Origin of the sequence: Serratia sp. JSRIV002 (assembly GCF_019968725.1) — a bacterium.
Lineage (GTDB): Bacteria > Pseudomonadota > Gammaproteobacteria > Enterobacterales > Enterobacteriaceae > Chania > Chania fonticola_B.
Genome location: NZ_CP074143.1, coordinates 954,650 through 970,571 on the forward strand (window position 1 = coordinate 954,650; position 15,922 = coordinate 970,571).

Annotated in this window: 13 protein-coding genes; 10 read left to right on the forward strand and 3 right to left on the reverse strand. The window is 54.9% G+C overall.

What is annotated here, in order from left to right; translation table 11 throughout:
* The first annotated feature begins 310 nt into the window (after positions 1 to 310).
* Positions 311 to 1,354, forward strand: a complete 1,044-nt coding sequence (locus tag KGP26_RS04400) for a GMP reductase (protein ID WP_021179338.1) — start codon at positions 311 to 313, stop codon at positions 1,352 to 1,354.
* A 65-nt stretch (positions 1,355 to 1,419) separates the two neighbouring features.
* On the opposite strand, the gene hofC is transcribed toward KGP26_RS04400, so the two are convergent.
* Genes hofC through ppdD form a run of 3 tightly spaced genes read right to left on the reverse strand, consistent with a single transcriptional unit; the run spans position 1,420 to position 4,505 of the window.
* Complete coding sequence (hofC, locus tag KGP26_RS04405) at positions 1,420 to 2,619, reverse strand: protein transport protein HofC (protein WP_223665079.1); 1,200 nt, start codon at positions 2,617 to 2,619, stop codon at positions 1,420 to 1,422.
* Positions 2,616 to 4,052, reverse strand: a complete 1,437-nt coding sequence (gspE, locus tag KGP26_RS04410) for a type II secretion system protein GspE (protein ID WP_059199748.1) — start codon at positions 4,050 to 4,052, stop codon at positions 2,616 to 2,618. Before gspE ends, hofC begins: the two co-directional genes overlap by 4 nt.
* A 15-nt stretch (positions 4,053 to 4,067) precedes the next feature.
* On the reverse strand, positions 4,068 to 4,505 hold the full coding sequence (gene ppdD / locus KGP26_RS04415; protein ID WP_059199749.1) for a prepilin peptidase-dependent pilin: 438 nt from the start codon (positions 4,503 to 4,505) through the stop codon (positions 4,068 to 4,070).
* Positions 4,506 to 5,115: 610 nt separating this feature from the next.
* Here ppdD and KGP26_RS04420 point away from each other — a divergent pair.
* The 9 genes from KGP26_RS04420 (at position 5,116) to KGP26_RS04460 (ending at position 15,910) form a co-directional block, all read left to right on the forward strand.
* A complete protein-coding gene (locus KGP26_RS04420; protein WP_071926037.1) occupies positions 5,116 to 5,304 on the forward strand; it encodes a DUF4762 family protein in 189 nt (62 codons plus the stop codon).
* Between the two features lie 265 nt (positions 5,305 to 5,569).
* The gene (locus KGP26_RS04425) at positions 5,570 to 6,244 is read left to right on the forward strand and encodes a DsbA family protein (RefSeq protein ID WP_059199750.1); all 675 of its coding nucleotides are present in this window, start codon (positions 5,570 to 5,572) and stop codon (positions 6,242 to 6,244) included.
* Positions 6,244 to 7,191, forward strand: coding sequence for a hypothetical protein (locus KGP26_RS04430; protein WP_059199751.1), 948 nt, complete (start codon positions 6,244 to 6,246; stop codon positions 7,189 to 7,191). Before KGP26_RS04425 ends, KGP26_RS04430 begins: the two co-directional genes overlap by 1 nt.
* A gap of 24 nt (positions 7,192 to 7,215) precedes the next feature.
* Positions 7,216 to 9,351: a peptidase domain-containing ABC transporter gene (locus tag KGP26_RS04435; RefSeq protein WP_115159075.1), complete on the forward strand. Its 2,136-nt coding sequence runs from the start codon at positions 7,216 to 7,218 to the stop codon at positions 9,349 to 9,351.
* Positions 9,351 to 10,511: an efflux RND transporter periplasmic adaptor subunit gene (locus KGP26_RS04440; protein ID WP_223665080.1), complete on the forward strand. Its 1,161-nt coding sequence runs from the start codon at positions 9,351 to 9,353 to the stop codon at positions 10,509 to 10,511. The genes KGP26_RS04435 and KGP26_RS04440 overlap by 1 nt, the downstream gene beginning before the upstream one ends.
* The gene (locus tag KGP26_RS04445; protein WP_059199754.1) at positions 10,504 to 12,459 is read left to right on the forward strand and encodes an ABC transporter permease; all 1,956 of its coding nucleotides are present in this window, start codon (positions 10,504 to 10,506) and stop codon (positions 12,457 to 12,459) included. Before KGP26_RS04440 ends, KGP26_RS04445 begins: the two co-directional genes overlap by 8 nt.
* A gap of 86 nt (positions 12,460 to 12,545) precedes the next feature.
* Positions 12,546 to 13,841 (forward strand): efflux transporter outer membrane subunit, encoded by a 1,296-nt coding sequence (locus KGP26_RS04450; protein WP_371822175.1) that lies wholly within the window; start codon positions 12,546 to 12,548, stop codon positions 13,839 to 13,841.
* A 12-nt stretch (positions 13,842 to 13,853) separates the two neighbouring features.
* Positions 13,854 to 15,104, forward strand: coding sequence for a beta-ketoacyl-[acyl-carrier-protein] synthase family protein (locus KGP26_RS04455; protein ID WP_059199756.1), 1,251 nt, complete (start codon positions 13,854 to 13,856; stop codon positions 15,102 to 15,104).
* Positions 15,101 to 15,910, forward strand: coding sequence for a MaoC/PaaZ C-terminal domain-containing protein (locus KGP26_RS04460; protein ID WP_071926038.1), 810 nt, complete (start codon positions 15,101 to 15,103; stop codon positions 15,908 to 15,910). The genes KGP26_RS04455 and KGP26_RS04460 overlap by 4 nt, the downstream gene beginning before the upstream one ends.
* Positions 15,911 to 15,922: the final 12 nt, after the last annotated feature.

Below are 15,922 nucleotides of genomic sequence, written 5' to 3' on the forward strand. Positions count from 1 at the left end.
GGATCCTGATATTCACCAAAAATTATAAACGAATCATAAAGCGATCGCGCAGAAGTGCAAGCGGGTGCGTGTGACTTGCCCTGTGCCTGGTGTTTTGATAGGGGTAATTTGAGCCGCGGCATTGGGAAAATGAGGTGGCAATCACATTGGGATGTCGCAGGTAAATTTGTGGGATTGTACCGTAAATAAAGGCGAAATCGCAGTCTTGCCGAGCGATTATTAGTGCGTATGATAGCATCACTGGAACTGGCAATAACTAGGTTCGAAATCCCCTTGCGATCCGTCGCCAAAAACCAGGAAATCATAAGTCATGCGTATTGAAGAAGATTTGAAGTTAGGCTTTAAAGATGTGTTGATCCGCCCAAAGCGTTCCACGCTGAAAAGCCGCTCGGAAGTTGAACTGGAGCGCCAGTTTACCTTCAAACATTCAGGTTACAACTGGTCCGGTGTGCCGATTATTGCCGCCAATATGGATACGGTTGGCACTTTCCGCATGGCCGAGGCCCTGGCAACCTTCGACGTTCTCACCGCCGTTCATAAACACTACACCGTTGAGCAATGGGCCGAGTTTGTTCAGCGCTCTTCCGACTCCGTGTTGCGTCATGTGATGGTGTCTACCGGCACTTCTGAAGCCGACTTCGTCAAGATGAAGCAGATCCTGGCCCTTTCCCCAGCCTTGAAATTTATCTGCATCGACGTGGCCAACGGCTATTCCGAACACTTTGTTGCCTTCCTGAAAAAAGCCCGTGAAGCTTGCCCTAGCCATGTGATTTGCGCGGGTAACGTGGTTACCGGTGAAATGGTGGAAGAGCTGGTGCTGTCCGGTGCCGACATCGTCAAGGTCGGGATTGGTCCTGGTTCGGTCTGTACCACCCGTGTGAAAACCGGCGTGGGCTATCCGCAGCTTTCCGCGGTGATCGAATGTGCCGATGCTGCGCACGGTCTGGGTGGGCAGATTGTCAGCGATGGCGGTTGTTCCGTACCGGGTGACGTGGCGAAAGCCTTCGGCGGCGGCGCAGACTTTGTCATGCTGGGCGGGATGTTGGCCGGGCACGACGAATGTGAAGGCACCGTGGTGGAAGAAAACGGTGAGAAGTTTATGCTGTTCTACGGTATGAGCTCAGAGTCTGCCATGAAACGCCATGTGGGCGGTGTAGCTGGCTACCGTGCTGCGGAAGGCAAAACCGTCAAGCTGCCGCTGCGTGGTGAAGTCGAGTTTACCGTGCGTGATATCCTCGGTGGCCTGCGTTCTGCCTGTACTTATGTGGGCGCAGAACGTCTGAAAGAGCTGACCAAACGCACCACCTTTATCCGCGTAGCGGAGCAGGAAAACCGCGTTTTCGGCAGCAAATAATTGCCTGACCCGGTACGGGCGCAGCAATGCTGCGCCCGTAACAAACAGGGCAAAAATTGAAAGCATTACCCCAGTACATTCCCCAGTTGGAATATCGGCAAATACATCGCGATCACCAACGTACCTACAATCCCGCCAACCACTATCATCAACAAAGGTTCCAGCGTTTGCGCCAGCGTATCGGCGAGTTCATAGGTCTGTTGTTCGTGCCAAAGCGCCAGCTTGTCCAACAGGACATCGAGCGTGCCGGATTCTTCCCCCACCCGCACTAATTGCTGGCATAGCGAAGGAAACAGCGGCTGTTGAGCTAGTGCGCTATGGAAAGGATACCCTTGAGAGAGCTGCTGTTCGATCGCCGTCAGCGCTTGGCAATAAAACACAATATTCACCGAAAGTTTCGCGGCGCTTAGCCCTGCCACCAGCGTCAATCCGGCCTGCTGCGTCATGGCCAGAATACGGAACACCTGGCTCAGGCAATTGCCCTTGACCAACGAGGCAATCAACGGAATGCGTAGCAACATTGCCTGCTCACGTTGTTGCCAATCGGCTAACGGATGCAACCTACGCCAATAAAATCCTGCCAGCCCAGCCACCGTGAGCAACAGATAAGGCCCGGTAGCAATCAATGCGCCGGACAGTGCCAGCAGCCTTTGAGTAAACCAGGGCAACGGGGCGTCAAATGACTGATAAATCACGGCAAACTCTGGCAGCACCATCACCAACATCAGTATGGTGACTGAAATGGCCACCAGGCAGATAAACAGTGGGTAGCGCAGCGCCTTCAGCACTTTTTTCTGTAGCCTTTGCTGAGCTTCTTGTTGCTGTGCCAGCTGTAGGCAGCAGCGATCCAGATTACCCGTCAATTCGCCGATGGCGATCAGTTGGCGGTAGATTAGCGGGAATACGCGATGTTGGTCTGCGATCACCTCGGAAAAGGGTTGCCCCATCGCCACGCTATTGCTGATTTCCAGCAACAGACAGCGCCAGGCCGCCGACTGATGCTCCTGAGCCAGCAACTGTAGGCTATTGACCAACGGTAACCCGGCTTGCAGCAGAGTTGCCAACTGACGGGTGAATTGGATCATCGGCTCGCCACGCCATTGACGTGCGGAGACCCGTTTCCCCGCCCCCAGCTGGTAAGGCTGCAATCCTTGCTCCAGCAAATGCTGATAGACCTGATTTTTCTCCTCCGCCAGCAGTTCGCCACTGCGAATTCCACCTTGGCTATCGATGGCTTGCCAAACAAACAGACGGCGAGTTTTCATGCTGTACTCTCACCTTGAGTGTTCACCCCGACTACGCGGTACAGTTCCTCCAGCGAGGTTATTCCCTTGGCGACCAGCTCCAGGCCCGCTTGTAGCAGCGTTGTTTGGCCCTGCTGCTGTGCTATATCGGCCAACTGGATCACCGAGGCATTTTGCATCAGGGCATTTTGGATTTCGGGTGTGATCTTCAGCAGTTCGTAAACGCCGATCCGGCCGTAATAACCGCCAAAGCAATGCTCACAGCCAGCTGCACGCCACGGGATCAGGGGTTCCGGCCAAAGGGTAGCCGGGAAGTGCAGGATCTCAACTTGTGGATAGCGGCAATGGGGGCACAAACGTCGCACCAGGCGCTGGGCGATCACCAGTTTCAGGCAGGCCGCCAGCAGGTAACCGGGAATGCCCATTTGGGTCAGGCGGGTCAACGTTTCGCAGGTGGAGTTGGTGTGCAGGGTCGATAGCACCAAATGCCCGGTTTGTGCCGCCTTGACGGCAATTTCTGCCGTTTCTTTATCGCGGATCTCGCCGATCATGATGACATCCGGATCCTGGCGCAGCAGGGCCCGTAACACGCGAGCGAAGTCCAGATCGGTTTTGCTGTTGATCTGCGTCTGGTTAATACCGAACACCGGGATCTCGATGGGATCTTCAACGCTGCACAGGTTGCTCTGCGCATCGTTCAGCTGGCGTAACCCGCTGTACAGCGTCACGGTTTTACCGCTGCCAGTCGGGCCGGTTACCAGGATCATGCCTTGCGGGTTGCAGAGGGCATTGGCATACCACCCAAGTGCTTCCAGACTCATACCAAGCTGCTCGAGCGGCAGCTCCTGGCGATCGGTTTGCAGGATCCTCAGTACCACCTTTTCGCCATACAGCGTGGGTAAGGTGGAGATCCGCATTGAGAAACTGGCATTATCCAGCTGCACGCTGAGTTGGCCGTCCTGTGGCAGGCGGCGCTCGGCGATATCCAGTTGCCCCATGATCTTCAGCCTGGCAGTGATCCTGGCCGCCAGAGAAAAGGGCGGAGAGGCGATCGCCTGTAGCACACCGTCGATCCTGAGTCTGACGCGGAATCGCTGCTGATAAGGTTCAAAATGCACGTCAGAGGCACGCCGTTGAATGGCGCTACGCAGCGTTTGGTTAATAAATTGCACCACCGGCGTGTCGCTGTCGTCGTTTAGCGAAGGGGGCCGCTCCTCGGTATTTTCCGGCGGTGGAACCAGGGCGAGGGATTGCCGCTGATTCTGTGCCTGTTCCAGCCGCGCAACGGGCCATTGCTCAATCCCCACGCTTTTGCCGGTGGCGAAACGCAAAGCGCTCACCAGTGCCGCAGGGATTTCACCATGCAGGGCGATAGTCAGCCGCTGCTCGTCTTCGCTGAGTGCCAGTGCCTGGTAGCGTTGGCACAGCGTGTGGATTTCATCGCTGATTTCCATGCCGCCCCTCCTTTACTACTGCGCTGCATCATCAAAACGGAAAACTTCCTGGCAGGTTTCCTGCAGGCTGGAGTTACTACTGCTGCATTGGCGCGTCCAGCGCATCGGGCCGGTGGAGTCCATTGTGGGAGCCAGGGTCACCGTCAGGCCTTGCAGGCTCTGTGTGCCGACCAGGCTGATGGTTCCCCCGGTGACTTTGATACTGCTGACGTAACGTGTTGTCGCTCCTGCAGGGATCCCTTTGCTGCCAGCATCGCAGCCAGACGGGCCACCGCCTTCCAATGCGCACAATTCAACCGCCATTTTGTACGGCACCATGGCCTGCAACATATCGGTCATGGCGGCCTTCTGGATATAGCGCTGATAGGCGGGGATGCCAATGGCGCTGAGGATGGCGACGATGGCAATCACCACCATCAATTCGATTAGGCTAAAACCGCGTTGTGTTTCCATCTGTTGTTTCCTCCGTGTCATCAGGAGGCAACGTTAAAATGGCCAACGGCAGGTAGCGAGGGAGGAATGCGGATTATGCGTGGCTGTTCCACCACAATACGTCCGTGTTACGCGGCGTTGAAAAATAATGCGTAGTGCATCACAACCGGGAGGAAATGATGCCTGTTTGCGTATTACCCCATCCGCCAGAGCCGTTGACTAAGCTGGAAAGCGTCCGTTTTTTATCTAAAATTTTCCACTCACAAGGTATGATTATTCTTATGAGGTAAGAATGATCCTGTATTTGGCTTTTTTTAATTAATGCGATAATGATAGGGTTTAACCCTGTTTTTTAGAGTGTGGCACCTGTTTTTTCTAAGAACACTCCTTTATCAATAATTCCGTAATATAATTCTTATATAATATTTATCAATAAAAATACCATTGATCTGCTTTGGAGATCACGGTATCTTTGCCCTCGCCGTAACAGAGAAGTTAATAAATATCATCTATTCTGCGCTTTAATAAAGGCATGGGTTATCGTGCCTTTATATTGAGCGTAGATTTGTTCTATCGTTGATGATAGACATAACTAGGGCTATTTATTTCACTTTTATATAAGGATGATGTTGTGAAAAAATTAAACGTTTCTGAAGCTAGCACAATCGTTGGCGGCACTTGCAAAACCTGTAGCGTTGAGTATGTAAACATTACCCCAACTACTTGTAATGCGGTTACCACTTGTGTAGACAAAGATGGCAAGGTTGTTAGCGTTGACAGCAAGCCAGTTCCACTGAGCAGCTGCCCTGCCCAGCCATAATGTAAACATTGGTTCCCTGTCTGACAGGGACTGATGCCAGTGCTGGTGCGGTGAGGTTTATCGCATCAGCCTGTTTGATTCTCGTGCATTTTTAATGGACAGGGATGTGACTGCTGCAAGGATTATTGCAGCCTGCCTGACTAAAAAAATCAATATCCCTCCGTTATTAAGTGCTAATCGATTTACCCTTATACATTAAGGTTTGTGATTATTCACACGCAACCTTGAAAGATATTGGGTATATGTAATTTAGGACGTAGCGCTCATGTTCAAGAAGCCCTTTTATCTTTTCGCCTATACCCTTTTGGTTATTATTATATCTTCGCTGATCACCACGGCTTATTTCCACTATTTTGTGCTGAATCAGAATGCCGGTCCTGAACAACAGGCTCTGACCATGGTCAGCGAGAGCGACGTTAAAACCAGCCCGATAAACACGGATAATACGATTATCGAGATCTTCTCTTACGGCTGCCACTATTGCGCCTTGAACGAAGAGAATGTTGCCAAGATGGAAGCGCGGATGCCCGCCGGGACTCAACTGGTCCGTGTGCATATCGCCAACCAAAACAATGATGGCCTGGCGAGCTTTGCCCCGTTGTTTGCCACGCTGACGGTGATGGGCATTGAACCACAGCACCGTGAGAGCGCTTATAACGCCATTATCAAAGGTAAAATTGATTTAAGTAACCCGGTCAATCGCGATAAATGGTTAACGAAAAACGGTATCGATCTTGATGCCTATAACAAGGCAAGCCAGACACCGCAGGTAGCAGAGCTACTGGACTATATGACCAAAGTATCCGGGCATTACAAAATCAGGGCGACCCCAACGTTTATCGTCAACAAAAAGTGGATGGCCGTGCAGGATCGCGATTTCCCTGAGTTTGCCGATCATCTGCTGTCATTGTTGCAGAATGATAAACCGCTGGAGAAATAATGCGTTTATTTGCCGTATGGATATATCTGACGTGGAGAGAGGCGCTCACAGGCATTGCTCGCGGTTTGTTGCCCTTGCGCAGGGCATACGGCAAGACGGTTTGTTGGCTGCTGCGCCATGGCAGCTACCGTTGGTTCCTTGGGCTGGCGGCACTGGGCCGCTGGCTGCGATTAGGTAACCGAGGCGATCGTCGGCGCGCCTTTGTGGCCGAGGCGAACAAGCAATCCCTGCTCGGGGCTGACTACCAAGGGAATTTTGCCCGCACCAGTCAGCGCCGCCGTTTACTGGAGCTGGCCGCAACCTACGGTCAGAGCCCTCAGGTCGCAGCTCAACTGGCTCGCTGCCAGGCAGAACTTAATGCGGTCGTCGAGCCTTTGCATCAGGCTGGGCACCCAGTGGTGCTGGCACCGCTGCATATGCTCTCTGACGTGCTGGCCGGTATGGTCGGTGCGGGGGTATTTCCGGGAAAGGCGACGGCCATTGTCTCCGTGAGCGTGGAGGTGTATCACGCCAGGGCGCGGGAATTAGGGGGCGTTAACCTGTCCTATTGCTCGATCCATGATGATAACCGGGAAATTGCTGGCAATCTGATGGGAGCGATTATGGAAGCGGCCGATCATCAACGCAATATCATGATTTTTCCGGATATCTCGCCGGATTACACCGTCAATACCAATAAGGCGCAAACGGCAAAGCTCAGTTGTCGTCTGTTTGATCGCCCGGCCAATTTGCACAGCGGCGTGATCCGCATTGCCCGAGCGCTGTCGGCGCAGGTGGTGTTTTATTACCTGTATTACGACAAAGAGATAAAAATCCACATTGACCCGCCGATGCCGGCGCGCAGTGTGAAGGCCAGGCTGCCGGAAATTGTTGAGAGTTCGATCGTCCGCCACCCCGAGGACTGGCTGTTATGGCACGCACATTCGTTATTTTTTATCAATGAATAAACCGGAAATTGAAGAAGTCAGATCATGGAAAAGATAATCCCGACGCTGGTCTTTCAAGGCGAAACTAACGAATGTGGGCTGGCCTGCATCGCCATGATGGCGGAAACCCAGGGGATTGATGTCTCGCTGGAAAGCCTGCGTGAACGCTATCCGGCCTCGCAGCATGGCACCTCGCTGGCCAGGCTGTGCGATATCATGGGCGAATTGGCGATGCCCGCTTATCCCGTGGCTTTTGAGCATGACGAACTGGCGGAACTGCCGCTGCCCGCCATTTTGCATTATGGCGCCAGCCATTACGTGGTGCTGGCCTACCGTAAAGGCAACCATGTCTGCGTCATGAATCCGGGCATCGGCCAACAACTGCTGCCTATCGATGCGTTAAAGCTGGACATCAGCGGTTTTGCGCTGGTGCTGGACAATGAAACCCAGCCCGATCCGCAGGCGCTGGCCAACGTGCAGCGCAGTAAACGCTTTCGCATGTTCGACACCATGAGTCTGAAAGAAACGGCACGTATCCCCGGCATTTACCGGTTGATGATACTGGCGTTTCTAATCTCGTTAACCCTGTTTATCATGCCGACGATGGTCAGTAGCGCCATCAACCAGGTCTTTTCCTCTGCGGGAAAAACAGATTTCCCCTATTTTTACTTCCTGCTGGCGTTTGTCGTTTCGACCACGTTGGCCTTCGGCGTGCGCTGGATCACCGAGCGATTTATTAAACGCTTTGTGGTGGTCAACAGCGTGGCGGGCTTCTCGCGCTTGCTGAGTAACTCGCTGAACTTCTTTGATAAACGTGCACCAGGTGACGTGTTTAGCCGCTTTGCCAGTTGGCAGATGGCCTCGGGCATTAAAATCGAGCTGGATAACGGCCTGCGTACCGACTGGATCATCGGTGCCATCGCGCTAGCGGTGATGTGCTACATGAGTCCACTGCTGGCCATGGTGTCTGGTATCAGTGTCACCCTGATGGGGCTGGTTAGCATCTGGGCCATCTATCGTGACCGCTATTTTACCCAGCAAATGCAGGTCAAAACGGCCGATCAGAGCGACTTTATCCTGGAGAGCATTCAAGGGTTCGCCACCATCAAGTCTGCTGGGCTCGATAGTCAACGCAAGGGCCTGTTTGCCAAATATGCCCTGGCGCTGTTTACCTGCCGCCAGCAACAGAGAATGTACGAGCAGGTCAAAAGCAGCCTGTATCAGCTGATCGGCAGCCTGGAGATGGTGCTGTTTATGTTCCTGGCGCTGCCGTTGTTGAAAAACGAAACTATCACGCTCGGGGAGTTCTTTGCCTATAGCTTTGTGCGTGAAATTTTCACCTCTTACATCACCAAAATTTTCTATTCCATCCTGCAAAAGAATCAGCTGAACGTGATTGATACCCGCGCGCGGGATCTGTTTCCGTCACGTTCTGCACCGGAGTCAGGCAATGATGCGGTCCCTGCGCCCATCCCGTCGTTCACCTCGCTGCTGCGTTATCACCATATCGCCTTTGCCTATGACGCCCAGCAACCGGTGCTGCACGATCTTTCGCTGTCGCTCACGCCGGGCCAAAGCATTGCCATTGTCGGTGAATCTGGCGCGGGTAAAAGCACCTTGCTGAAGGTGATGACCGGCCTGATGCCACCACAGCAAGGGGACGTCATGGTGGATGGTCAGCCGCTCGATTATCAGCAGGTGCATGCGCTGTTCTTCCTGCAAAGCCAGGAGGACATCTTGTTCAATGCCACGGTGTTGGAAAACATCACGCTGTTTGATGAGAACTTTAATGAGCAAAAGCATCGGCAGATTGAGCGCTCGCTGGAGGGGCTGAATCTTGCCCCGGTGATCGAGAAATTGCCGGGCGGCCTGAATGCCCTGATCCGTGAAAGCCATGCTGGGCTGTCTCAGGGGCAACGCCAACGTCTACTGTTGGCTCGGGCCATGTACAGCGATCGCCCGGTGCTGGTGCTTGATGAACCTACGGCCAATCTGGATGAAGAAACGGCGCATCAGGTGATGGCCACCTTGCTGGCGCATTGTCGCGAACGGCATAAAACGTTGATCACCGTGACGCACAGCGAGAGCGTATTACCGATGTTTGATCGGGTGTTCCGCGTGAGCAATGGCCATGTGGCCAGCGTCGAAACATCTCCGACACTGACTACGGCGGTGTGCTGATGAAGCTGAAGATGTTTGGCAAGGCTCGCCGTCTGGTAATGCTCGCCTTGCTGTGCCTGGTGGCCTTGATCGGCGCGATCGTCTGGTACGTCTCGACACCAGCGCAGGATCATACCTATGACACCGAAGAGATCACCCGTGGCGATATCGAAAAAACCGTGCTTGCCACCGGCATTCTTAAACCTGCACTGCAGGTCAGCGTGGGTGCCCAGGTTAACGGACAATTGCAAAAGCTGTATGTGAAGCAGGGCGATCGTGTCACCCGCGGGCAACTGCTGGCGGAAATCGACCCGACCTTGCAACAAAACGCACTGCGTAAATCTGAGGCAGCCCTGCAAAGTGCCGAAGCACAAAAACAAGTCACCCAGGCAACGCTCAAACAGTATCAACAGGAGCTGAAGCGTCAGCAAAAGCTGGATCGTGATGGTTCAGGCGTTAAAAGCGATCTGGAAAAGGCGCAGGCGCAGTTCCAAACCCAGGTTGCCCAGTTGAAGGTCAACGATGCGCAGATCGTCCAGGCGCAGATGGAGCTGGAAACCGCCAAGGCCAATCTGGGCTTTACCCGTATCGTTGCGCCGATCGACGGTGAAGTGCTGGGGATCGTCACCAAGGAAGGGCAGACCATCGTGTCGTCACAGACCGTCCCGACCATTCTGGTGCTGGCGGATGTGGATACCATGACGGTACACACCCGTATTTCAGAGACCGATATCCTGAAGGTACGCGTGGGGCAACCGCTGTGGTTCTACGTGGTGGCCGATCCCAAGCAGCGTTACGAAAGCGTGATGGGCTCGATCCAGGAAGCGCCAAGCGACGCTTTGCGGGAAGATAACCCGTCCAGTTCCTCTAATCAGCAAGCCTCGGCGGTGTATTACAGTGGCGTATTTGCCATTGCCAACAGCAAACGTCTGCTGCGTACCTCTATGACCGCTCAGGTATTTATCATTACCGAGCAGGCGAAGAACGCCCTGCGTGTCCCGGTGGCCGCCTTTGGTGAACAACAGGGTAAAGATCGTTATCAGGTGCAGGTGATGAACGGCAAACAGCTTGAATCACGATGGGTTCGCATCGGCTTGAACGACCGCCAGTTTGCCGAAGTGAAAGAAGGACTGAAAGAGGGCGACCGCGTGGTGTTGATGGGGAGCGCTAGCAATGGTTAAGCCAACCCCTGCGCTGATTTCACTGAGCGGGATCTCACGTCATTTTGTCTCCGGATTGCAGACGGTAGCGGTGCTGAAAAATGTCTCCCTATCCATCCAGCCTGGCGAGATGGTGGCGATCGTGGGGGCGTCCGGCTCGGGGAAATCCACGCTGATGAATATCATCGGCTGCCTGGATAAGCCAACCGAGGGGGAGATGCAGATCAAGGGGATCTCCACCCAACTCGCCAGCAGTGAGCAGTTGGCCCAGTTACGCAGCCAGTACATCGGGTTTATTTTCCAACGCTATCACCTGATGCCGTACCTGAGCGCCAGCGAAAACGTCGCCATTCCTGCCCTGTATACCGCCATGCCAGCGGCGGAGCGTCAGACGAGGGCTGAATACCTGCTTACCCGGCTTGGGTTGCAACAGCGGATGAACTACAAACCGGCGCAGCTCTCCGGCGGGCAACAGCAGCGCGTCAGTATTGCCCGAGCGTTGATGAACGGGGCCGAAATCATTCTGGCCGATGAACCGACGGGGGCGCTCGATCGCGCCAGTGGGCAGGAGTTAATGGAGATTCTGCACTCTCTGCATCGCTCGGGGCACACCATCATTATCGTCACTCACGATCGGGATGTCGCCAATCAGGCGCAGCGTATTATCGAAATCAGCGACGGTGAAATTATTGCCGATAGGCGCAATGAAGCGGTTGCGCCACTGGAAACCCGTCCCGTATTGCCGGTGGTTGCTGCTACTGGGCGTAACCCGTTCTGGCAGAGCGTGCAAGAGGCGATCAAGATGGCCTGGCGTGCGCTGATGGGGCACCGTGCCAGAGCCTTCCTGTCGATGCTGGGCATCATTATCGGCGTCTCCTCCGTGGTGTCGTCGATGGCGGTGGGTGAGGGTGCAAGGCAAAATATTCTCAGGGAGATCGGCCAACTGGGCAACAGTACGTTGGAAATCCGCCCTGGTGAAGGGAGAGGGAAAGTGCGCCCTGACTTTGCGCGCGCATTGAAGGTTTCCGATGTAGAACTGTTGGCTCGCCAGCCTTATGTCGACAGTGTATCGCCAGTGGTCAGCACAGCGGTTACCGCGGTGCGCGGTGGCAAAGAGGTTACGGTGGCGATTTCTGGCATCAGCAATGCCTATTTCCGCGTGCAGGGCCTGCATTTTATCTCTGGTAACGGTTTTACCCAGCGCGATCTGGACGAGCGGGAACCGGTGGTAATTATTGATCCGGAATTACGCGATACGCTGTTTGAAACGGATGAAACACCAGAAGGGGAAATCATCCAGCTTGGCGGTACGCCTTACCGGGTGATCGGCGTTGCCGAACGTAAAGGCGGCAAATTCAGCGGCATGATGCTGGGCGCCTGGATGCCCTATACCGCGCTGCTGGAGCGTATGTCCGGTGATATGCCGATCGAGTCCATGACCTTGCGTGTACGTGACGGGCTTTCACCGAATGAGGTTCAGGGACGCGTGGAAAAACTAGTAGAACAGGCTCATGGCCAGCGTGACTTTTACACCCAGACCAACGATCAGATGACGCAGGCCATCCGCAAGGCGTCGGATTCGATGAATCTGTTGATCACCGCTATTGCCGGGATTTCACTGCTGGTGGGAGGCGTTGGTGTGATGAACATCATGCTGGTGTCGGTCACCGAGCGTACCCACGAGATTGGCATTCGTCTTTCGGTCGGTGCGCGGCCAGCGGACATTATGCGCCAGTTCCTGATTGAGGCAATGGTGATCTGCTCGCTTGGCGGGCTGATCGGCATTATTGGCTCCGGGTTGGCCGGGATGATCTTCTCGTGGGTAACCAAAGAGTTCACCATGATCTTTACCTGGCCACCGTTGGTACTTGCCTGCGGGTTCTCTGCACTGATCGGCCTGGGTTTTGGCTTCTTCCCGGCGCGCAATGCGGCACGTCTTCATCCCACGGAGGCGCTGGCACGCGAATGACGAACAACAAACTTTCTCTGGTGATGCTGTTGCCCCTGCTGCTGAGCGGTTGTGGCTCGTTGACGAAAAGCGACTATCAGCGGCCAATGTTGTCGGTGCCCGCCGAGTGGCGAGTGCAGGATACCGGTTCTGGCTATCTGCAACACACTGACCACTGGTGGGATAACTTCGCGGATCCACAGCTCTCGATGCTGATCGGACGCGCGCTGACCAGCAACAACGATCTGGCCATCGCGGGCATACAGCTCCAGCAGGCCCGATTGGCGGCCGGGTTAACCGATACCAACTTAACGCCTGATGTTTCAGTTAAGGGTAACGCCAACAACAGTAAAAACCTGCGTAGCAATACCACCCCGACGGAGTCTTACAGCACGACGTTGTCGCTGAGCTATGAGCTGGATCTGTGGGGAAAATTGGCACGTGCCAGAGAACAGGCGCAGTGGCAGGCTGAAGCCACGGAGCAGGATCGGCAAAACACCGCGCTAACGCTGATCGGCAATACGGCGCAGTATTATTGGCAGATCGCCAACCTTAACCAGAAGATAAAACAGCAGCAAGCGGGCCTGGAAATCAGCCAGCAGACGCTGGCACTGGTGCAGTCACGTTATGCTTCCGGTGCTGCCGGACAGCTCGATCTGTTACAGGCGAAACAGTCGTTGCTTAATCGCGAGAACACCTATCGCACGTTGCAACAGCAGCGGGAAGAGAACCGTAATGCGCTGGCGATCCTGTTTAACCGTTCGCCCACCGATCGCCAGGCAGAGCGCAGCTCGCTGGACATCAATCAGGATGTGCCAATTGCCAAAGTGCTGCCGGTTGAGGTCATTGCCCGCCGTCCAGACGTGAAGGCGGCGGAAGGGCGTTTGCGAGCAGCCCTGGCCGGTTCGGATGTGGAGCGTTTAAGCTTCTATCCATCGCTGTCACTGGCTGCGTCACTCGGCTCTGCCAGCAGCATTTTCTCTCAATGGTTCAGCAATCCTGTCAGGACGCTGGGAGCCAACGCTGCGCTGCCGTTTGTGCAGTGGAACACGGTGCAATTGACCATTGAGAAATCCAATCTTGACGTCAAACAGGCGGCGATCGTCTTCCGCAGCAAGGTTTATAGCGCGCTGTCCGACGTGGATAACGCCATGTCGCAACGGCTCAGCTATCAACAGCAAAAAATCAATCAGCAACAGAATCTGCAGCTTAGCCAGCAGCGGCTGGTATTGGCTAGAAGCCAGTACCAGGCGGGGGCGGTCTCTTTCCAGAGCTTGCTGGATGCCGAGGACGATTTGCTGACCATCGAAACCAATTTGTCAGATCTACAGTACAACTACCTCAATGCCACCATGAAACTGTGGCTGGCGTTGGGCGGCGGTGTGGAAAAAACGGTGATATAACAGGATGAAGTCATGAATAAAGATGCTTTGCCACGTCGCGTGGTGGTTACAGGTTTCGGTGCGGTCACACCATTAGGGATGAATGCCGAGCAAAGCTGGGCAGCGATCATGGATTATCAACTGGGCTATCGCCATGTCGATATGTCTGCCAAGGGGATCCAGTCACGTTTCTTCGGCGTGATCGACGATGAACCCAGCCTGAAGGGCGTCCCGGCGGCGATCCGCCGTCGTCTGCCACGTTTTGCCCGTCTTGCGCTGGGGGCGGCCCGCGAAGCGATGGAGATGGCCTTCCACGGTGAGAGCCCGGCGGCGTATTACGATCTGCTGGACTGCGGCACTATCATCGGCAGCGGCTGGGCGGGTCAGGATGAAACCCATCTTAACTACGAAGGCTATCTGCGTACGGGGTTGGGCTCACCGTTTGGCTGCTTCCTGTCCATGCCGAATGCGGCTACGGCAGCGTGCAGCCTGTTCTGGGGCCTGCGTGGTTATCAAAATAGCCCGATTGCCGCCTGCGCCACCGGAACGATCGCCATTGGTGATGCGGCCGAGGTGATCCGCAGCGGCCGTGCGTCGATGATGTTGGCCGGTGCCGGTGAGTCGTTGCGTACCGATGCAGCCGTGTGGAACATCGATATTCTGCGCGCCCTGGCAAGTGAACAGGACGATGCTAGCAAGGCCTGCTGCCCCTTTAGCCTCGATCGTAACGGCTTTGTGCTGTCTGAGGGAGCTGCCGTACTGTGTCTTGAAGAGCGCGAAGCCGCACTGGCGCGTGGGGCAACGATCTTTGGGGAGATCAAAGGCTACGGCAACTACTCCGATGCCTTTGATTTTACCGCGCCAGCGGAAGACAAGATTGCCCGGGTGAAAACCATCCAGCACGCGCTGTACCAGGCTGGGGTGACGGCGGAAGATATCGATTATATCAATGCCCATGGCACGTCCACGCCGCTCAACGATCTGAATGAGACCCAGGCAATCAAGCTGGCCTTTGGCGAGGCGGCCTACCGCACGCCGCTTTCCAGCACCAAGTCTTACTCTGGACACCTGATTGCGGCGGCGGGCAGTTTTGAGTCCATTATCTGCCTGCAGGCGTTGCAGCATCAGTTGATGCCAGCCACCTGTAACCTGAAAAATGCCGATCCGGAGTGCGATCTGGATTACATCAGTGAAGGGCACCGCCCGGCCAAATTGCAGAACATCCTGAATCTGAGCTTCGGCTTCGGTGGTGCCAACGCGGCGCTGGTCATTGGGCAGGCATGAGCATGATCCTCAACTACACCCTGCGCGATGCCGAGGAGTGGGCCGCCTTTTCCGGTGACTACAACCCGATCCACTTTGATCTGCAACACGTCCGCAAAATGGGGGCCGATCAATTGAGCGTTCACGGGATGCGGGCAATGCTGGATATGAAACGTCAGTTGAGTGCGGCGCTGCTTGCAAGCCCGCCGGAACATGACTTTTATGTATTCAGTACCCGCATGCGTCGGCCGGTGCTGTGCCAGACGCCGTATGACTTGCTGATTGGGGCTAACGGCAAACAGATCACCGGCGAGTTGTTGGATTGCGCGACGCAGAAAAACTGCTTCAACAGCAAGCTGGCTGCGGGCCGCCCGTTGGAACTGGCGGCTTGCAATCACGAACATGCGCTGACCGTGGCCGAGGTGATGGCGCTTTGCCAGCCCTTCCCGGGGCAGGCATTGGAAGCCACGCAGGCGTGGAGTTTTTTCGATGCCCTGCTGTTCCAACTGTTGGTCAAGTCTCCGGAAACGTTGGCGGCGCTAGCCACCGCATTACCTGAACTCCGGGCCGCCACGTTGATCGACGTGTTTGCCCAGATCCCGGTGGTGCAAACGCACCATGAAACTCACTTCAGCGCCCGTTTGTTTACCCCCACGGCGCTGTTTGAATCCGAAGATCGGTTGTATTACCACATCCAGCCGATGCTGATTATTGGGGATAGAAGCAACGGGTTTGTGCTACGTGCGGTGATCGAGGCCAGAACGCAGCAGTATCCGTTGCTCGTCACCTCGGTGACCTTAAAAACATGGCCATTGGCCGACAATTAACTACAGGGATTT